The following is a 15,921-nucleotide window of genomic DNA, read 5'->3' as shown; positions in this document are numbered from 1 at the left end:
GTTCGGATAACAGCTCAAACCTGTAATGAGAACAAGGAGAATGACAAGATGTGTAAAGACTGCGGCTGCTCTCTACCTCGCCACTCTGCGATTCAACAAGAGCATGATCACCATACAGGTCATTCCCACGATCACAGCCACATACATCAGCAATTGCATACCAATCCTCAGCTTAACGATAAAAAAACCTTGTCGGTGATCCACAAAATTCTCGATAAAAATGATGTAGAAGCAGCCCACAACCGCGCCCATTTCGAGGCTCACCATATTACCGCCTTCAACCTCATGAGTAGTCCTGGCAGCGGCAAAACCACTCTGCTTGAGCACTTAAAAGAATACACAAAGCTTAATTACGCTGTGATTGAAGGTGATCTTGAAACCTCCCGTGATGCAGACCGTTTAATCGCCAAGGGCATTAAAGCCCATCAAATTCAAACGGGCAGCGCCTGCCACCTTGACGCCTTTATGGTGCATGGCGCTTTACATCATCTGCCGCTGGAAGGCGTAGATATCTGCTTTGTGGAAAATGTGGGGAACTTAGTCTGCCCCGCCAGTTATGATGTAGGCACCCATAAAAATATCGTGCTGCTCTCCGTTCCCGAAGGTGATGATAAAATTGAAAAATATCCGGTAATGTTCCGCCGCGCCGACCTCGTTCTGATCACAAAATGTGACCTATTACCCTACTTCGATTTCAGTGTCGACGAGGCCAAAACCCAGCTTAAAAAACTCAACCCTAACACTCAAATACTCGAAGTCTCCATTAAAGATGGCGATTCTATGCACGCCGTCGCTGCATGGCTTAACAGCAACCTACGCCCAGCCTCTGGAGAGCCACAATAATGTGTCTATCAATTCCTTCACAAGTGGTGGCGGTGGATAACGAGCGCCAATCCGTGACCGTCGACACCCTAGGGGTGAGACGCGATGTCAGCAGCCATCTAATGACCGAACCCTTGGCCATTGGCGACTATGTGCTCATCCACATCGGTTTTGTGATGAATAAAATTGATCGCAATGATGCGCTGCAAAGCCTTGAATTATATCAAGAGATAGTCTCAAAACTTGAAAATGAAACCACGCATTAAGCAACAGGTGCAGTTGTAAGCGATAACAAAAAACAGTGCATACACGGCGACAAGGATTGAACATGCTTGAATTAAAACAACTTTATCAAGGCTTTCGCGATCCGCAAACCATTGCCTCACTTGCACAGGATATTGCCAAGGTCGCCCGTACACTCAAAGAGCCCATCAACATTATGGAAGTCTGCGGCGGCCATACCCACACCATCATGAAATACGGCTTACTGGATTTGCTGCCGGACAATATTGAGTTTATCCATGGCCCAGGCTGCCCAGTGTGCATTATGCCTAAAGAGCGTATCGACCAAGCGGCAGTGCTTGCCCAGCAGGAAGACGTGATTTTAGTGACCCTAGGGGATATGATCCGCGTCCCTGGCTCTAAAGGTTCACTCGCCAGTTTCAGGGCCAAAGGCTGCGATATTCGGCCTATCTATGACCCTTTAGACACGCTCAAAATCGCCCGTGATAATCCACATAAAACGGTGGTGTTTTTCGCCATCGGCTTTGAAACTTCAACGCCAATGACCGCCGTATTATTGCAACTGGCAGAACAACAAAAGCTGGCGAATGTGTTTTTTCATATCAACCATGTATTAGTCCCCCCCGCAATTGATGCGGTGATGCACGATCCCAACGCCAGGGTCAATGCCTTTATCGGCCCCGCCCACGTGAGTGTGATCAGTGGCGCCAAAATCTATCGCCCAGCTGTTGAGCAATATGGCACACCAGTAGTGGTCTCCGGCTTTGAACCCGTGGATGTGATGGAATCGATTTTGCGGATCATGCGGCAAAAAGCCGCGGGCAAGGCAGAACTCGATATCCAATACAGCCGCGCCGTGTCGGAGCAAGGCAATCTTGCCGCACAAGCAAAAGTTGAGCAGTTTTTCCAGATCAGGCCGCAATTTCGCTGGCGCGGCCTAGGGCCTATCCCAAATTCAGCACTGCAACTCAAGCCCGAATATGCCCATAGGGATGCCGAACTGCGTTTTAAAAACTGTTTGCCCGTCAAAGAAATCGATGATCATAAAGCCTGCCAATGCGGCGATATTCTACGCGGTCTCGCTAAACCGAAGGACTGTAAAGTATTTGGCCGCGGCTGCAATCCTGAAACCCCCCTCGGTAGCTGTATGGTCAGCTCCGAAGGCGCTTGTAATGCTTATTACCGCTATCAAGGTATCGATAGCAAGGAGCAACATCATGGCTGATGTATCAACCAAAGAGAAAGCAATTCAACTCAGCCACGGTGGTGGCGGTAAAGAGATGAATAAGCTGATCCGCGAGCTATTTTTTACCGAATTTGATAACCCTATCTTGCGTAGCGAAGAAGACGCCGCAAAACTCGAATTACAGGGAGCGACAGCCTTTACCACTGACTCTTTCACTGTATCACCGTTGTTTTTTGCCGGTGGTGATATTGGTAAATTGGCGGTTGCTGGCACTGTCAACGATCTCGCCATGATGGGGGCTGAGCCTCAATATTTAAGCTGTAGCGTTATCATCGAAGAAGGTTTTTCACTCAAAGACTTAACCACAATTGTGCGCAGCATGGCTAAAGAACTTAAGCAAAGCGGCGCCAGAATCGTCTGTGGTGATACCAAAGTGGTACCTAAAGGTTGCGCCGATGGCTTGTTTATCAATACCTCGGGGGTTGGGCGCATTTTACGTCCGAATATCTCGGCGGCCAATGTCGCGCCCGGTGATGCCATTATTGTATCTCGTGATGTGGGTTGTCATGGCGCAGCTATTTTGATGGCAAGGGAAGGTCTCTCCCTCGAGTCAGAGCTACAAAGCGATTGCGCCACGCTCTGGCCGGTAGTCGAGCAATTGATCGCTGCTAATATTCCACTGCATGCCATGCGCGATGCCACCCGCGGCGGGCTCTCTGCCGTATTAAATGAATGGGCTGTCGCCGCAAATGTCGGGATCACAGTCAATGAGGCGAGCATCCCTGTTTGTGATGAGGTCAAAGGCTTATGTGAACTCTATGGCTTTGAGCCGATGGATTTAGCCAATGAAGGCACCTTTATCTTGGCCGTTCCAAACGACATCGCCCTTGGTGCATTGGAAATTATGCAGCGTTTTGGTCACTGTGAAAGCGCGGCGATCATTGGCACTGTCAATGACGAATTGCCAGGCAAAGTGATCTTAAGAACCCCATGGAATACCAAACGTTACTTGGATTTACCCCAAGGTGAACTGCTGCCAAGGATTTGTTAATGCACGAATATTCTATAGTAAGCGCCTTAATTGAGCAGTGCGAGCAATATGCAAAAGCAAATCAAGCAACAAAAGTAACTCGGGTAGAAATCAAACTCGGTGTGATGAGCGGTGTTGAACCAGCCCTACTTCAAACGGCGTTTGAGACGTTTAAACTCGATGGGATCTGCCGTGAAGCCAAGCTTTGCATGACACTTCAACCCCTCGTCATTAAATGTGCAGATTGCCAACAAGAGTCGGTGCTCGATGAGCGTTCTATCGTGTGTCCTGCCTGTAACAGTTATCACACGCGGGTATTAGATGGCGAAGAGATGCTGCTGATGCAACTCGAAATGGAACAAGCAGAAGACGCTTAAGTTTTTTCTAAACTCTCAAAAAATGGCTTTAAGTCCAACGACTTAAAGCCATTTTTGTTCTGGCTCACAATACGCGGATAAACGTTTACTGATAAATAGAGGCTTGCCCTTCAGGGCGAGTCTTTAATAATCTCAAGAACCACATATACTGCTCTGGATAAGCGAGGATCACTTGCTCAACCGCTTTATTAAGCGCCAGTGCCTCATTTTCTTTACCCACCATATCTTCTGTGGCAATAGCGGACATCACAGTCAAATCAAACTGGCGTGTTACTTGGTTATAACCAATTTTGACAGGTAGCACCTGCGCGTTGCCCGCTTGTGCCAAGCGCCCGACCACTGGCAATGTGGCTTTTACCGTGCCTAAAAACGGCGTAAACACACTTTGATCTGGGCCTAAATCTTCATCGGGTAGATAAAAAAAGCTGTTATTACGCTTAAGCTCGGCCAATAAGGCCCGTATACCTGCCTCACGCATGTAAACGTGGCCACCACAACTGCTACGTACTCGATTATTAAACCAGTTGAATAAGCCATTTTTATGGGCTTTGGCCATAGTCACCATAGGCAGTTCGAGGTTTAATCTCAGCCCTGCATAATCAATGGGCCACACGTGCGGCATGATAAAAATCACTGGTTGCCCTGCTGCCTGCGCAGCTTTTACATGTTCAAATCCCATCAGATTGACACGACGGCGCAAATGGGCCTTTGAACGGATCAACAGCTCGCCTTGAGATAACAACACTAAGACAAAATTCTCAACGTTGTTGTTAATTAAGGTTTCAATTTCTGCCGCTGACTTTTCAGGAAAACACGCGCTTAGGTTTGCTCGGGCAATCCCTATTGGCTTTTTCGCAATAGGAACCACGAGTTTTGCCAAAACTTTGGCAATAGGATCACGCAGCCAAGCTGGCATGATCCCAAAAATCACTAATAGGCCAATCGCCAACCAGGTGACCCAATATTTAGGGTGTAATAAAGCCAGTTGAAAACGACGGTCAAAATGTTTGGTCTGTCTTGACAAAGAAATCACCTCAGACAGTGGAAAGACTCATTCACCATAGAATGAAAATAGCAAAGCCACTCACGAAGGAGTGGCTTTACTGACGAACGTATAAAATTACTTACCCGTGTTTGCTGCTTCTACACGCGTTTTCAGTTTCTGGCCGGGACGGAATGTCACGACACGGCGAGCGGAAATCGGGATATCCTCGCCAGTTTTTGGGTTCCTTCCCGGTCTTTGATTCTTATCCCTAAGGTCAAAGTTGCCAAAGCCAGATAACTTGACCTGCTCACCACTTTCAAGTGCGCCTCGAATTTCTTCAAAGAACGACTCAACCATCTCTTTAGCGACACGCTTGTTAATACCTAGTGTTTCAAAAAGATGTTCTGCCATTTCGGCTTTGGTAAGTGCCATACTTTAATCCCTCAACGATGCGTTGAACTCGGTCTTCAGGGCAGAAACAACTGATTCTACAGTTTCAGCGATCTCTTTTTCCTCAAGTGTACGAGTAGTGTCTTGTAATGTTAGTGCTATCGCCAAGCTCTTCTTGCCGGGCTCAACACCTTTACCTAAGTATACATCGAACAAGTTTATGCCAACCAACTGATTTTCGCCAACTTTTCTTATCAATTTCATTACATCACCTGCAGATACACTTTCATCTACAACAACCGCGATGTCACGACGATTAGCCGGGAACTTAGATACAGCTTGGGCTAGCGGCAAACTGGTATGCAATAAAGCATCCAATTCCAACTCAAAAACGATGGTTTTACCATTGAGTCCAAAAGGTTTCTCCAAACTAGGATGGATAGCACCTATATGACCGATGACTCGATCATTTCTCAATATTTCAGCACATTGCCCTGGATGCAGAGCAGAATGTGTCGCTACTCTAAAGCTAAATTCTGATGCGGAAACTGTCAAGCCGATAATTGCTTCTAAATCACCTTTAAGGTCGAAAAAATCAACAGTTTTCGATTCCATAGCCCAATGTTCGTCATTTTGAGGCCCTGTAATGACGCAACCGAGCATAGCTTGCTGTCTTACACCTGATTCTGCATTAATATCAGGAACAAAGCGAAGGCCAGTTTCAAAAAGTCTCACGCGACCCTGTTGACGACTTTGGTTGTACCCGACAGCAGTCAATAATCCGGTAAACATCGACAAACGCATGGCCGACATTTCACTGGAAATTGGGTTTGGTAACACCATGGCTTGCTCACCTGGATGCACCAGATTTTGCAACTTAGGATCGACGAAGCTGTAAGTGACCGCCTCTTGGAAACCACGGGCCACTAACAACGAACGAACGCGTTTAAGGCTTAAGTCGGTTTCTTTATGATCCGACATTCGCAATGACGCTATCGGCGCAACGTTTGGAATGTTGTTGTAACCGTAGATGCGAGCAACTTCTTCAATTAAATCTTCTTCAATCGCCATATCGAAGCGATACGTCGCCGTTATGACCTGCCAGCAACCCTCACCCTTCACCACGCTAAAACCTAAACGCTCGAGGATTTCAACCACATCACTATCGGGAACATAGTGACCGAGGATTTTATCTAACTTGCTGCGACGTAATAAAATTTGTGCAGGTTTTGGTAAGTCAGCATCAGATTTAGCTTCAACCACAGGGCCCGCTTCACCGCCACAAATATCAAGCACTAAGCGAGTCGCACGGTCGATAACCTTATGTTGCATTTCTGGGTCAACACCACGCTCGAAGCGGTGTGATGAATCGGTATGCAAACCTAAACGGCGTGATTTTCCCATAATCGCTAACGGTGCGAAGAACGCACATTCCAGCAGTATGTCTTGGGTAGTGTCGCTGACACCTGAATATTCGCCGCCAAACACACCTGCGAGGGCTAATGGACGCGCGTCATCAGCGATCACTAGGGTATCGCTTGGAATAGTCACTTCGCTGCCATCGAGCAGGGTGATTTTCTCTTCGCCATTGCCTAAACGCACTTGGATATCGCCAGTTAATTTAGCTAAATCGAAGGCGTGCATCGGTTGACCAAATTCAACTAACACAAAGTTAGTGATATCAACGATGGGATCGATTGAGCGGATACCGCTACGACGCAATTTTTCCTGCATCCACAGAGGTGTTGCCGCTTTTACATTCACATTTTTCACCACACGACCTAAATAGCGTGGGCAAGCTGCGGATTCTTTGACGTTAATAGTCACTTTGGCATCAGTAGTTGGCGTAACGGCTTGCCACTGTGGCTCGGTTACCGCTTGACGGTTTAACACGCCGACTTCACGGGCAAGCCCCACCATACCCAAACAGTCGGCACGGTTAGCCGTTAAATCCACTTCAATCACGGCATCATCAAGCTTGAGATACTCACGTAAATCCGTGCCTAATGGCGCATCTAATGGCAGCTCAATGATGCCATCGCTGTCGATGTCGATGCCCAGCTCGCTGTATGAACACAGCATGCCTTCTGAAGGCATACCACGCAGCTTAGCCTTTTTAATTTTAAAATCGCCTGGCAGCACCGCGCCAACCATTGCCACGGCTACTTTTAAGCCTTGGCGGCAGTTTGGTGCACCGCAGACGATATCGATAAGCTCACTGCTACCGACACTGACTTTCGTCACACGTAATTTGTCTGCATCAGGGTGCAGGCCACATTCGACCACTTCACCAATCACGACACCATTAAACTCGGCAGCCACGGCATCAACGCCATCAACTTCGAGTCCAGCCATAGTGATCTGGTGGGATAATGCTTCACGGCTAACGGCGGGATTGACCCACTCACGAAGCCAAGATTCGCTAAATTTCATGCTATACAGCTCCGTTATTTAAATTGCTTCAGGAAACGCAGGTCGTTTTCGAAAAACGCACGTAGATCGTTTACGCCGTAACGCAGCATCGTTAAACGCTCAACGCCCATACCAAAAGCAAAACCAGAGTATTTTTCTGGATCGATGCCAACACTACGCAGCACATTAGGATGCACCATACCGCAGCCTAACACTTCTAACCATTTACCGTTTTTACCCATCACGTCCACTTCAGCTGAAGGCTCAGTGAAGGGAAAGTAAGAAGGACGGAAACGCACCTGCAAATCTTCCTCGAAGAAGTTACGCAGGAAGTCATGTAACACGCCTTTCAATTCGGCAAAGTTAACGTGCTCATCCACCAGCAAACCTTCCACTTGGTGGAACATTGGCGTGTGGGTCTGGTCGTAATCGTTACGATATACACGACCTGGTGAAATAATCCGCAATGGCGGTTTTTCAGTTTCCATCGTACGGATCTGCACGCCCGAGGTTTGGGTACGCAACATCAACTTAGGATTAAAGTAAAACGTATCGTGATCCGCACGCGCAGGGTGATGCTCAGAGATATTCAAGGCATCGAAGTTATGGAAGTCATCTTCGATTTCTGGCCCCTGCTTTACCGAAAACCCTAATTCCCCAAAAAAGGTTTCGATACGCTCAATAGTGCGCGTCACTGGGTGCAAACCACCGATTTCGATAGTGCGACCAGGTAACGTCACATCAATCTTTTCGGCGATTAATTTGGCTTCCAGCTCTGCACTTTTCAGGCCATCGATGCGCTCAGTTAATTTCTGTTGAATGGCCTGTTTCGCATCATTGACCGCCTGACCAAAAGCGGGTTTTTCTTCCGGACTTAAGCTGCCCATCATTTTCATCATGTCGGTGATCTTACCTTTCTTACCCAGGTAATCGACACGGATATCATCCAGTGCTTTTAGATCACTGGCCTGGTCAATAATGACTAAGGCTTGTTCTACGATCTCAGTTAACTGCTGCATTTTCTCTTCCACTGCATAGTCGCGCTTGATAAACAAGTGCTATGGGCGCCAAACTTTCAGGCTATTTCGGTGCTCAGGTTATCGGGCGTTAATGCCAGACGCATTGCTAGCCATAACGAAATAAAAGGATAGAAATTCTACGCGAGCGAGCAGCATATTACTAGGGTCTATTCGGGGTTTTTATCATGCAAATTCATGTATTACCCCAACAAATGACTCAAGATGGCACGCTAAAAATACAATTGATGCTTTTTACAGCAACCGCTTCATCACCAGCAACCACTAGCAACATATGTAACCAAACTGTAAACTTGCACGCATACCCTGCCAAAGTTGTAGCAAAACACGCAAATATGCTGCAACTGGTTAACAATAATAAAAGCAACTACTTACTAGACAAAAATTCATAAAGTCTATGGCAAATCGACCGATATCCATTTGGTCACAGCCCCAATATATAGAGGCGTTAATGAAAGAAGTTAAATTTCGCTGGATAGATCAATATCTTATCCATATGACCTTAAAAACCAAATTTTCAATACTCGCCCTAGTCCCCATGTTTATGATTGTGGGATTAGCGGTATTTTTAAATAACCAATTTCAGCATAACTTGCTAGAAAGCCACCTAAACGGACTACAAAGCACTTCGCAGAAAATCAATCAAGTTGCCACAACGCTTTATAGCAAGTTACCCGAACAAGAACGGCCAAATATATCCAGTCTCGTTAGCCAAGGCCTGCAGAATATTAGTATTGTATCTATTTCGCAGGCCGATAGCAGTGCCCAAACCATTGCGCGAAATGGCGGTGGTATAGATACCAATAGCACGCCTGAGCGAGTAATCAGCGCGCTAAGCGAACAAAATCTACTCACAATCATCACTGTGGATAATCGCGAAATCAATACACTGTTAGCCGATGATAATCTGTTAATTTACAGTGTAATGGCGGTGTTGCTATTTGTGCTCTTCCTCTTTAGCTACTACATTTCCACCTTCGTTGGCGGCGCACTTTACACTACAGTTATGGCGTTAAAACGTGCAGCGTCTGGCGATTTAACGGGTCGATTAAACTTCTTCGAAGTCAAAGATGAATTCAGTCTTTTGGCCATCAGCATTGACACTCTCGTTGAACGTCAACATAACTTAGTGAAGCAAATTGCTGAATCAACGTTCAAAATAAGGGAAGTCGTCTCTTCCTTTAGAAACACAGCGCAGCAGGGCCAAGCCTTAGCGGTCAATCAACGTCAACACCTCGACTCCTTAGCCACGGCGATGGAAGAAATGACCGCCGCGGTAAAAGAGGTGGCGCGCAATGCTGAGCAATCCTGTGCCGAAACCCAAGAGGCGAATCAACAGGTTAATGCGGGTTCTAAGGATATTGAAACCACAGTAAGCGCAATTGATGTGCTGTCGGATGAAATATCTGCTGCATCGAATGCCGTCAATACCTTAAACGACAAAGCCAGTAAGATTGATGAAGTGGTTTCGACCATTAATGCTATCTCGCAGCAAACTAACCTACTCGCCCTTAACGCCGCGATTGAAGCTGCGCGTGCAGGCGAACAGGGTCGCGGTTTTGCGGTGGTTGCCGATGAAGTAAGAACCCTCGCTGGCCGCACGCAAGCTGCAACGGTAGAAATTAAATCCATGATTGAGTCACTGCAACAGGGCACACGCAACCTCACTCAAGTGATGTCACGCACAGTGAGTCAAGCAAGTGAAGGCAAGCAGCATGTACTGAAAACGGGTAAAGATCTTCAGTCGATTGCCCACCATAGTAGTCGTGTGTTCGAAATGAGCGTGTTGATTGCCACGTCCGCAGAGGAACAATCGGCAGTGGCTAACGAGATTGCCACCAACTTGATGGAAATCCGCAATCAATCCCATGATGTCGAGCAATCGGCCAACCAATCAGTGTCTGGTTGTGATGAACTGCAGGCAACTGCGGGACAACTTGATCAGTTGATGGTCGGGCTAAAAGTCTAATTCTTAAAAAGTCTAAGTCTAGCTTAAGTGGAAGGGATAGTTTTTATCCCTTCTTAATCATAAGTTGTGCACGTTTAATATCATCGTAATGCTCAAATTGAGGATTGATCCGCGGGCCAAGATAAATCACCACTTCCCTGGCGCCAGCACCCATAGCAAGTTCACGCAAAACCCTATCTTCAATATCAGTTAAACCACCTTCGGTCTTTTCCAATTGATGCAATATTACCCTAGGTGCCGCTCTAAATCCTGAGGAGTGAAGTTGAGAAATGCCATATTGGAGCAGTTTTTCAGCCAGAGCAAAACTTGCGACAAACATTCGAGGGTGTGAAAACGGATTAACAATGCGAATTCCCTCACCGTCCAATGTGCTAGCCTCATGGCCGATAGCTTTGATCATCATCTTGTTGTGCTCAGTAACAAGTGCGAGTAAGGGTTCATATTCGATACTTGCCTTATCACCAAAAGCGTTTATCGTAATCTTAGCTTCACTTAACTCAATTAATAAGTCTTTAGAAATTAACCCCTTTAGCCAAGTAAACACATCTATTCTCCCGAAAAAGATATTTCCAGATAAAGCTTGTCTGCCCCAACGATTATTTTTCTATTAAGGTATTTGCCTTAAAAATGCTAACGCTTGCTCTAAATCGCGGGTACGCGCCATCGGCGGTAGCGAGTTTAAAAATGCCTGTCCGTAGGCGCGATTCACAATCCGATTATCACAGAGAATTAATACGCCGCAGTCCTTTTCGTCGCGGATCAAGCGCCCTACGCCCTGCTTAAGCGCAATAATCGCCTGTGGTAACGACACTTGGGTAAAAGGATCGCCTCCCTGCCGGCTGATATTATCGGCGCGAGCACGGTAAAGTGGTTCATCGGGTGAGACAAAGGGCAGCTTATCGATAATTACGCAGCTTAATAACTTGCCACGCACATCCACCCCCTCCCAAAAACTGCTGGTGCCGAGTAATACCGCATTGCCCAGCTGGCGAAACTTTGTGAGCAAACTCTGTTTACCCGCTTGCCCTTGAACCAACAGCGGATATTGAGTCCGAGTTCGCAATGCCAACGCCGTTTGCTCAAGCATTTTATGGCTGGTAAACAAAATAAAGGTTCGCCCCTGCGCTGCCTCAATCGCTTTAACACAGACATCGACTAACTGTTTGAGTGCCTGCTGCTGATTCGCCACATTGCCCAGTTGCCTTGGCACACAAAATAGCGCCTGACGCGGATAATCAAAGGGACTATCCAAAATATGCGCCTTGGCATCACTTATCCCTAACTCCTTGGCAAAATGCGCTAGGCTGCGGTTCACTTGTAAGGTCGCCGAGGTAAAGATCCAACTGGTATTGGCCACAAATAACTGCTGACATTCGCGGGCAATATTAATCGGTGAAATCCGTAGCATCACAAAACGGCTACCAAATTCAACACTATAGGCAGCCTGTGGATTGTCACATTGAAAAAAGTGATTGAGCTTATGGTTAAGCTCCGCCAGTTTGACGGCAATATCATCTAATAACTCACTGCGCCCCACGTGGGCGAGCAAGAGTTTTTGCAGCGCGGTTAACTCTGCGAGTAAATCCCATGACGCTAGCGCAATTGACTTATTACCAAGCAGCACACGCCAATCCGACTCGGCAATCGAAAATAACCCATTATGCCAGTCACTCAATTTGGCTAAACAACGCTGACAAAATTGGGCAATCTGCCCCGTATCGCTGAGCTCGGTTTGATAAATCTGCAATAACTTTTGCAGGTAGTCATCAATCGTGCGACTCGAGGATTGCTGGCCAAAGTAACTGACGCAGATATCCGGCAGCAAATGCGCTTCATCGAAGATCACCACATCGGGATCGGGTAATAGCTCGGCAAACCCCGTATCCTTTAATACACTGTCGGCAAAGAATAAGTGATGGTTTACAACGATGATTTTCGCATCCATCGCACGGCTGCGGGCCTTACGGGTAAAACAGGCATCATAAAATTCGCAGCGTTGACCAAGACAGGTCTCTTTGGTACTGACCACTAAGGGAAGCGCGGGAGAGTTTTCGGCAACTGAGGTTAAGCCACCGATATCGCCGTCTTTACTCATGCCCGCCCATTGGTTGATTTTGAGTAAATCGTCCAATAATCGCGCCTCAATATGGCTTGCCTCCTGCATTTGCCTATCGAGCCGATACTGACACAAATAATTATTGCGCCCTTTTAATAAGGCCAGTTTGGGTGCGATACCCAGCATGGCGGTGAGCGCAGGTAAATCCTTTAAAAACAATTGTTCCTGCAAGTTTTTACTGCCGGTACTGACAATCACTTGCTTACCACTCAACATCGCCGGAATTAAATAGGCGAAGGTTTTCCCCACCCCAGTGCCCGCTTCAATCACCGCATTGCCCTTGCTGGCAATCGCGTTACTGATGATTTGCGCCATCTGAACCTGACTCTGACGCGCACTAAACCCTTGAATATGCTTAGCGAGCACACCATCACTGGCAAAAGCACGCAACACTTCACTCGCCAATCGGCTTATCGGACGTTGAGCGTCGCTCGACTGCTGATTGGATTGCTGAAGCTTGGCTTGCCGCGTAGCTGGGCGTCGGGAGTGAGTCAAGGGCGAGCGAGGTCCTTTAATAGAGTTAAAATTATACGGTTCAGAGATGGCTGACTGTGGGTAAATTTGTCAGTAAGAGCAAAGGCGCCTAACTCCGTCGCCGAAGTTTAATTAAGCCCGCCTAATAATACCAATAGTTTCAGTCCTGCGCCGAATTCAACATGAACATAGTTTTATACGAGAATATTGCGGAGTTGGCGGCCAGTCGACAATACACTTTAAAAGATTGGCGCTCATCAGCCACAGAGCACGGTTTATAACGCAACAGGATGATTCGATGAAATACCTTTCTGGTTTTTTACTATTGTTGGCTTTTAACGCCGCTTCATGGGCAGGTTGTGATGAAGTGACTTCGCAATGCCTCGTCATAAATGGGGGTAAAGAGCATGCTGAATCTTGTGAAATCGCGATTTGCGCCAATATGAACGAATATATAGTTGATGTTACGCTAGAAAATGGCGGTACGATTTTTATGAAACAGGATAATCAATCGCAGCTTATTCGTGTTAATGGCAACCTAGGTATCTCCATTAGGCCGTCACCCGAGAAAAACAATAAAACCTGTTATGCTGTCAGATAAAAGCATAATTTACTGCTTGCCAGATGCAGTGCTGTAATGAATATTGATAACCTTACACTTTAGACGGCAAAACAGACTGTAGGTCACTCACTACAAAGGTAAGCGTGGAGCATAAAGGTTAACCATGCAAACGACATTATCACTGTCACAATATGTTAAAAAGCGAAATGGTGTTCCACTGGGTGCCAATCACTCTATGAGGAATATGCTATCACGCGCCCTTGGGGTAGTGTTCATAATTCTGTGTCATTTCAGTAAAATATTCAAAAACAGGAATGACATATGACCCAACCTTTTAACTTCGAACAAGCCCTTAAAGATCTGCAATCAGGTAAAAGCCTCACAGGTAAAGACAGCATTCTTGGCCCACTGATCAAGCAACTCACTGAAGCGGCTCTCCAAGCTGAGCTTGAGCAGCATTTAGCGCATGATCCTCAGCCTAATCGTAAAAATGGCAAAACCCCTAAGACCATTAAGCATCCGTCCGGTAACTTTGAGTTAGACGCGCCTAGAGACCGCAATGGCACCTTTGAGCCTCAGTTGATTAAGAAAAATCAAACTACACTAACCGATGAAATCGAACGTAAAGTGTTATCGATGTTCAGTATAGGTATGAGCTATCGCGATATTAATCAACATGTTGAAGATATGTATGGGCTCAATGTGTCTAACGCAACAGTCAGTGCTATCACTGACAAACTCATCCCCGAACTTAAAGCGTGGCAGCAGCGCCCATTAGATAGCCATTATCCTATCGTTTGGCTTGATGCGATACATTATAAAGTCAAAGAGGATGGGCGTTACGTCAGTAAAGCCGTTTACACATTGTTAGCGCTTAATATGAAAGGAAAAAAGGAAATTTTGGGGCTTCACTTGTCCGAAAATGAAGGCGCTAATTACTGGCTATCCGTACTGACCGATCTTAATAATCGTGGTGTAAAAGATATTCTTATCGCCTGTGTTGACGGCTTGACCGGTTTCCCTGAGGCCATAGCCAGTATCTTCCCTCATACGGAAACACAGCTATGCGTTATCCACCAGATCCGCAACTCAATGAAGTATGTCGCCTCAAAAAATCAGAAAGCGTTTATGGCTGATTTAAAGCCTGTGTATCGAGCCGTGAGTAAAGAAGCCGCAGAGATGGCATTGGACGAACTGGAGGCCAAATGGGGTGATGCTTATCCGTTGGTAATCAACTCTTGGCGTCGCAAATGGCATAATTTGTCCCATTATTTTAAGTACCCAGAACATATCAGGAAAGTGATTTACACGACCAATGCGGTTGAGGCTGTACATCGCCAATTTAGAAAGCTCACCAAAACCAAAGGTGCATTTCCTAATGAAAATAGCTTGTTGAAGCTACTTTACGCAGGCATATTAAACGCCTCAGATAAATGGACCATGCCAATCCACAATTGGAGCCTTTGTTTATCTCAGTTAGCGATTTATTTTGAAGGACGTTTAGATAGCGTGCTAGAAATTTAAAAATTAGCCTGACACAGAATTTTGAACGCCCTCGCCCTTGGCGCTAAGTCTTTCCCTATTTTTTGGCATTATTGGAATCCCATTTGGGGTTACTATTTATCCCGTAATGTCATGCGCCCTATCAGTCAGTTTCTGCCGATGTGGCTCGCCGTATTGGTCACCTTTTTGGTCAGCGGTGCGCTACATGATCTCGCCATTGCTCTGGTTAAATGGCAAGCCATGTTCTTTTTTACACCTTGGTTTGGCATCATGGGAGTTATCGTGATTGCCTCAAATAAATATGGCCTTTCCTACGGTGCATTGCCTTGGATTATGCGGGCCATGATTAATTTACTGTTTATTTTATCATCGTTTTCGTTAACCGAATTAACGCAGGGTCTGTTGAGGCTTTCAGCCTAATTATTTCGCTTTAATTAACTCGTCTTGATGATGTAAATGATACTCGCACAAAAGGATATTTCATGCGACTCACATTAACCTTGGAAACCCTATTATCCCAACTCGGTTCTTTTTCGTGGCACTTGGATGTGTATAAAGCCTTAGAGCAACCATTGAACCCCACAATGGCGGTGTTAATCATTGACGATGAACTTGAAGAGGAGCGCGACCAACAGGATGACCCTCTTGATCCACAAACCCAAGGCTATCAATACTTTTTGAGTATTGCTGATTTGCAAAGCATCAAGGCTAACTTAGAACAACAGATGCCAAATGCCACCTTACATGACTTAATTCATGCAGTCAGTTATTACGATCAAACCGATGCTTATATGAATTTAGAGAGTTAACCACTT

General features: G+C 46.2%; 17 protein-coding genes and 1 pseudogene. 12 read left to right on the top strand and 6 right to left on the bottom strand.

Features of this window, described 5'->3' with window-relative positions:
- Positions 1–48 precede the first annotated feature (48 nt).
- The 5 genes from hypB (at position 49) to hypA (ending at position 3,658) form a co-directional block, all read left to right on the top strand.
- Entirely contained in the window at positions 49–843 is a 795-nt protein-coding gene (hypB, locus tag SO_RS09625) for a hydrogenase nickel incorporation protein HypB (protein WP_011072157.1), read from the top strand.
- Entirely contained in the window at positions 843–1,088 is a 246-nt protein-coding gene (locus SO_RS09620; RefSeq protein WP_011072156.1) for a HypC/HybG/HupF family hydrogenase formation chaperone, read from the top strand. Before hypB ends, SO_RS09620 begins: the two co-directional genes overlap by 1 nt.
- A gap of 62 nt (positions 1,089–1,150) precedes the next feature.
- A complete protein-coding gene (gene hypD, locus SO_RS09615; protein WP_011072155.1) occupies positions 1,151–2,290 on the top strand; it encodes a hydrogenase formation protein HypD in 1,140 nt (379 codons plus the stop codon).
- Entirely contained in the window at positions 2,283–3,302 is a 1,020-nt protein-coding gene (hypE, locus tag SO_RS09610) for a hydrogenase expression/formation protein HypE (protein ID WP_011072154.1), read from the top strand. The genes hypD and hypE overlap by 8 nt, the downstream gene beginning before the upstream one ends.
- Positions 3,302–3,658 (top strand): hydrogenase maturation nickel metallochaperone HypA, encoded by a 357-nt coding sequence (gene hypA, locus SO_RS09605; protein ID WP_011072153.1) that lies wholly within the window; start codon positions 3,302–3,304, stop codon positions 3,656–3,658. Before hypE ends, hypA begins: the two co-directional genes overlap by 1 nt.
- An 85-nt stretch (positions 3,659–3,743) precedes the next feature.
- On the opposite strand, the gene lpxM is transcribed toward hypA, so the two are convergent.
- From lpxM to pheS, 4 genes are all read right to left on the bottom strand, one after another.
- Positions 3,744–4,682 carry a lauroyl-Kdo(2)-lipid IV(A) myristoyltransferase gene (gene lpxM, locus SO_RS09600; RefSeq protein ID WP_011072152.1) on the bottom strand — a complete coding sequence of 313 codons (939 nt, stop codon included), beginning with the start codon at positions 4,680–4,682 and terminating at the stop codon, positions 3,744–3,746.
- 96 nt (positions 4,683–4,778) lie between these two features.
- Positions 4,779–5,075 (bottom strand): integration host factor subunit alpha, encoded by a 297-nt coding sequence (gene ihfA, locus SO_RS09595; RefSeq protein WP_011072151.1) that lies wholly within the window; start codon positions 5,073–5,075, stop codon positions 4,779–4,781.
- Positions 5,076–5,078: 3 nt separating this feature from the next.
- On the bottom strand, positions 5,079–7,466 hold the full coding sequence (pheT, locus tag SO_RS09590) for a phenylalanine--tRNA ligase subunit beta (protein ID WP_011072150.1): 2,388 nt from the start codon (positions 7,464–7,466) through the stop codon (positions 5,079–5,081).
- A gap of 14 nt (positions 7,467–7,480) precedes the next feature.
- Positions 7,481–8,464, bottom strand: coding sequence for a phenylalanine--tRNA ligase subunit alpha (gene pheS / locus SO_RS09585; RefSeq protein WP_011072149.1), 984 nt, complete (start codon positions 8,462–8,464; stop codon positions 7,481–7,483).
- A 185-nt stretch (positions 8,465–8,649) separates the two neighbouring features.
- On the opposite strand from pheS, the gene SO_RS09580 reads away from it, so the two are divergent.
- The gene (locus SO_RS09580; RefSeq protein ID WP_164925685.1) at positions 8,650–8,874 is read left to right on the top strand and encodes a hypothetical protein; all 225 of its coding nucleotides are present in this window, start codon (positions 8,650–8,652) and stop codon (positions 8,872–8,874) included.
- Positions 8,875–8,933: 59 nt separating this feature from the next.
- Positions 8,934–10,451 carry a methyl-accepting chemotaxis protein gene (locus SO_RS09575; RefSeq protein ID WP_011072148.1) on the top strand — a complete coding sequence of 506 codons (1,518 nt, stop codon included), beginning with the start codon at positions 8,934–8,936 and terminating at the stop codon, positions 10,449–10,451.
- A gap of 43 nt (positions 10,452–10,494) precedes the next feature.
- Here the strand turns inward: SO_RS09575 and SO_RS09570 are convergent, their stop codons facing one another.
- The gene (locus SO_RS09570; protein WP_011072147.1) at positions 10,495–10,995 is read right to left on the bottom strand and encodes a rod shape-determining protein; all 501 of its coding nucleotides are present in this window, start codon (positions 10,993–10,995) and stop codon (positions 10,495–10,497) included.
- Positions 10,996–11,058: 63 nt separating this feature from the next.
- Positions 11,059–12,981, bottom strand: coding sequence for a DNA repair helicase YoaA (locus tag SO_RS09565; protein WP_405130455.1), 1,923 nt, complete (start codon positions 12,979–12,981; stop codon positions 11,059–11,061).
- Positions 12,982–13,339: 358 nt separating this feature from the next.
- Between SO_RS09565 and SO_RS09560 the strand changes: the two genes are divergently transcribed.
- From SO_RS09560 to SO_RS09545, 5 genes and pseudogenes are all read left to right on the top strand, one after another.
- Positions 13,340–13,642, top strand: coding sequence for a hypothetical protein (locus SO_RS09560; RefSeq protein ID WP_011072145.1), 303 nt, complete (start codon positions 13,340–13,342; stop codon positions 13,640–13,642).
- A 124-nt stretch (positions 13,643–13,766) separates the two neighbouring features.
- Positions 13,767–13,868 (top strand): annotated as a pseudogene (locus tag SO_RS23200) (acyltransferase); the annotation flags it as partial.
- Between the two features lie 56 nt (positions 13,869–13,924).
- On the top strand, positions 13,925–15,127 hold the full coding sequence (locus tag SO_RS09555; RefSeq protein WP_005054087.1) for an IS256-like element ISSod4 family transposase: 1,203 nt from the start codon (positions 13,925–13,927) through the stop codon (positions 15,125–15,127).
- 21 nt (positions 15,128–15,148) lie between these two features.
- Positions 15,149–15,526, top strand: coding sequence for an acyltransferase (locus SO_RS09550; RefSeq protein WP_164925683.1), 378 nt, complete (start codon positions 15,149–15,151; stop codon positions 15,524–15,526).
- 62 nt (positions 15,527–15,588) lie between these two features.
- Positions 15,589–15,915 (top strand): DUF7716 domain-containing protein, encoded by a 327-nt coding sequence (locus SO_RS09545; RefSeq protein WP_011072144.1) that lies wholly within the window; start codon positions 15,589–15,591, stop codon positions 15,913–15,915.
- The last annotated feature ends 6 nt before the right edge of the window (positions 15,916–15,921 follow it).

The sequence above is a fragment of the Shewanella oneidensis MR-1 genome (genome assembly GCF_000146165.2).
Taxonomy (GTDB): Bacteria; Pseudomonadota; Gammaproteobacteria; order Enterobacterales; family Shewanellaceae; genus Shewanella; species Shewanella oneidensis.
Note: the sequence above shows the minus strand (reverse complement) of the source record. Positions and strands in the feature narration are given on the sequence as shown.

What these genes read in the sequence shown, in the direction of transcription:
- SO_RS09580 (WP_164925685.1), top strand. Translation starts at nt 8,650, where the DNA reads ATGCAAATTCATGTATTACCCCAACAAATGACTCAAGATGGCACGCTA.
- hypD (WP_011072155.1), top strand. Translation starts at nt 1,151, where the DNA reads ATGCTTGAATTAAAACAACTTTATCAAGGCTTTCGCGATCCGCAAACC.
- SO_RS09545 (WP_011072144.1), top strand. Translation starts at nt 15,589, where the DNA reads ATGCGACTCACATTAACCTTGGAAACCCTATTATCCCAACTCGGTTCT.
- SO_RS09575 (WP_011072148.1), top strand. Translation starts at nt 8,934, where the DNA reads ATGAAAGAAGTTAAATTTCGCTGGATAGATCAATATCTTATCCATATG.
- hypB (WP_011072157.1), top strand. Translation starts at nt 49, where the DNA reads ATGTGTAAAGACTGCGGCTGCTCTCTACCTCGCCACTCTGCGATTCAA.
- SO_RS09555 (WP_005054087.1), top strand. Translation starts at nt 13,925, where the DNA reads ATGACCCAACCTTTTAACTTCGAACAAGCCCTTAAAGATCTGCAATCA.
- hypE (WP_011072154.1), top strand. Translation starts at nt 2,283, where the DNA reads ATGGCTGATGTATCAACCAAAGAGAAAGCAATTCAACTCAGCCACGGT.
- SO_RS09560 (WP_011072145.1), top strand. Translation starts at nt 13,340, where the DNA reads ATGAAATACCTTTCTGGTTTTTTACTATTGTTGGCTTTTAACGCCGCT.
- pheS (WP_011072149.1), bottom strand. Translation starts at nt 8,464, where the DNA reads ATGCAGCAGTTAACTGAGATCGTAGAACAAGCCTTAGTCATTATTGAC.
- SO_RS09620 (WP_011072156.1), top strand. Translation starts at nt 843, where the DNA reads ATGTGTCTATCAATTCCTTCACAAGTGGTGGCGGTGGATAACGAGCGC.
- hypA (WP_011072153.1), top strand. Translation starts at nt 3,302, where the DNA reads ATGCACGAATATTCTATAGTAAGCGCCTTAATTGAGCAGTGCGAGCAA.
- pheT (WP_011072150.1), bottom strand. Translation starts at nt 7,466, where the DNA reads ATGAAATTTAGCGAATCTTGGCTTCGTGAGTGGGTCAATCCCGCCGTT.
- ihfA (WP_011072151.1), bottom strand. Translation starts at nt 5,075, where the DNA reads ATGGCACTTACCAAAGCCGAAATGGCAGAACATCTTTTTGAAACACTA.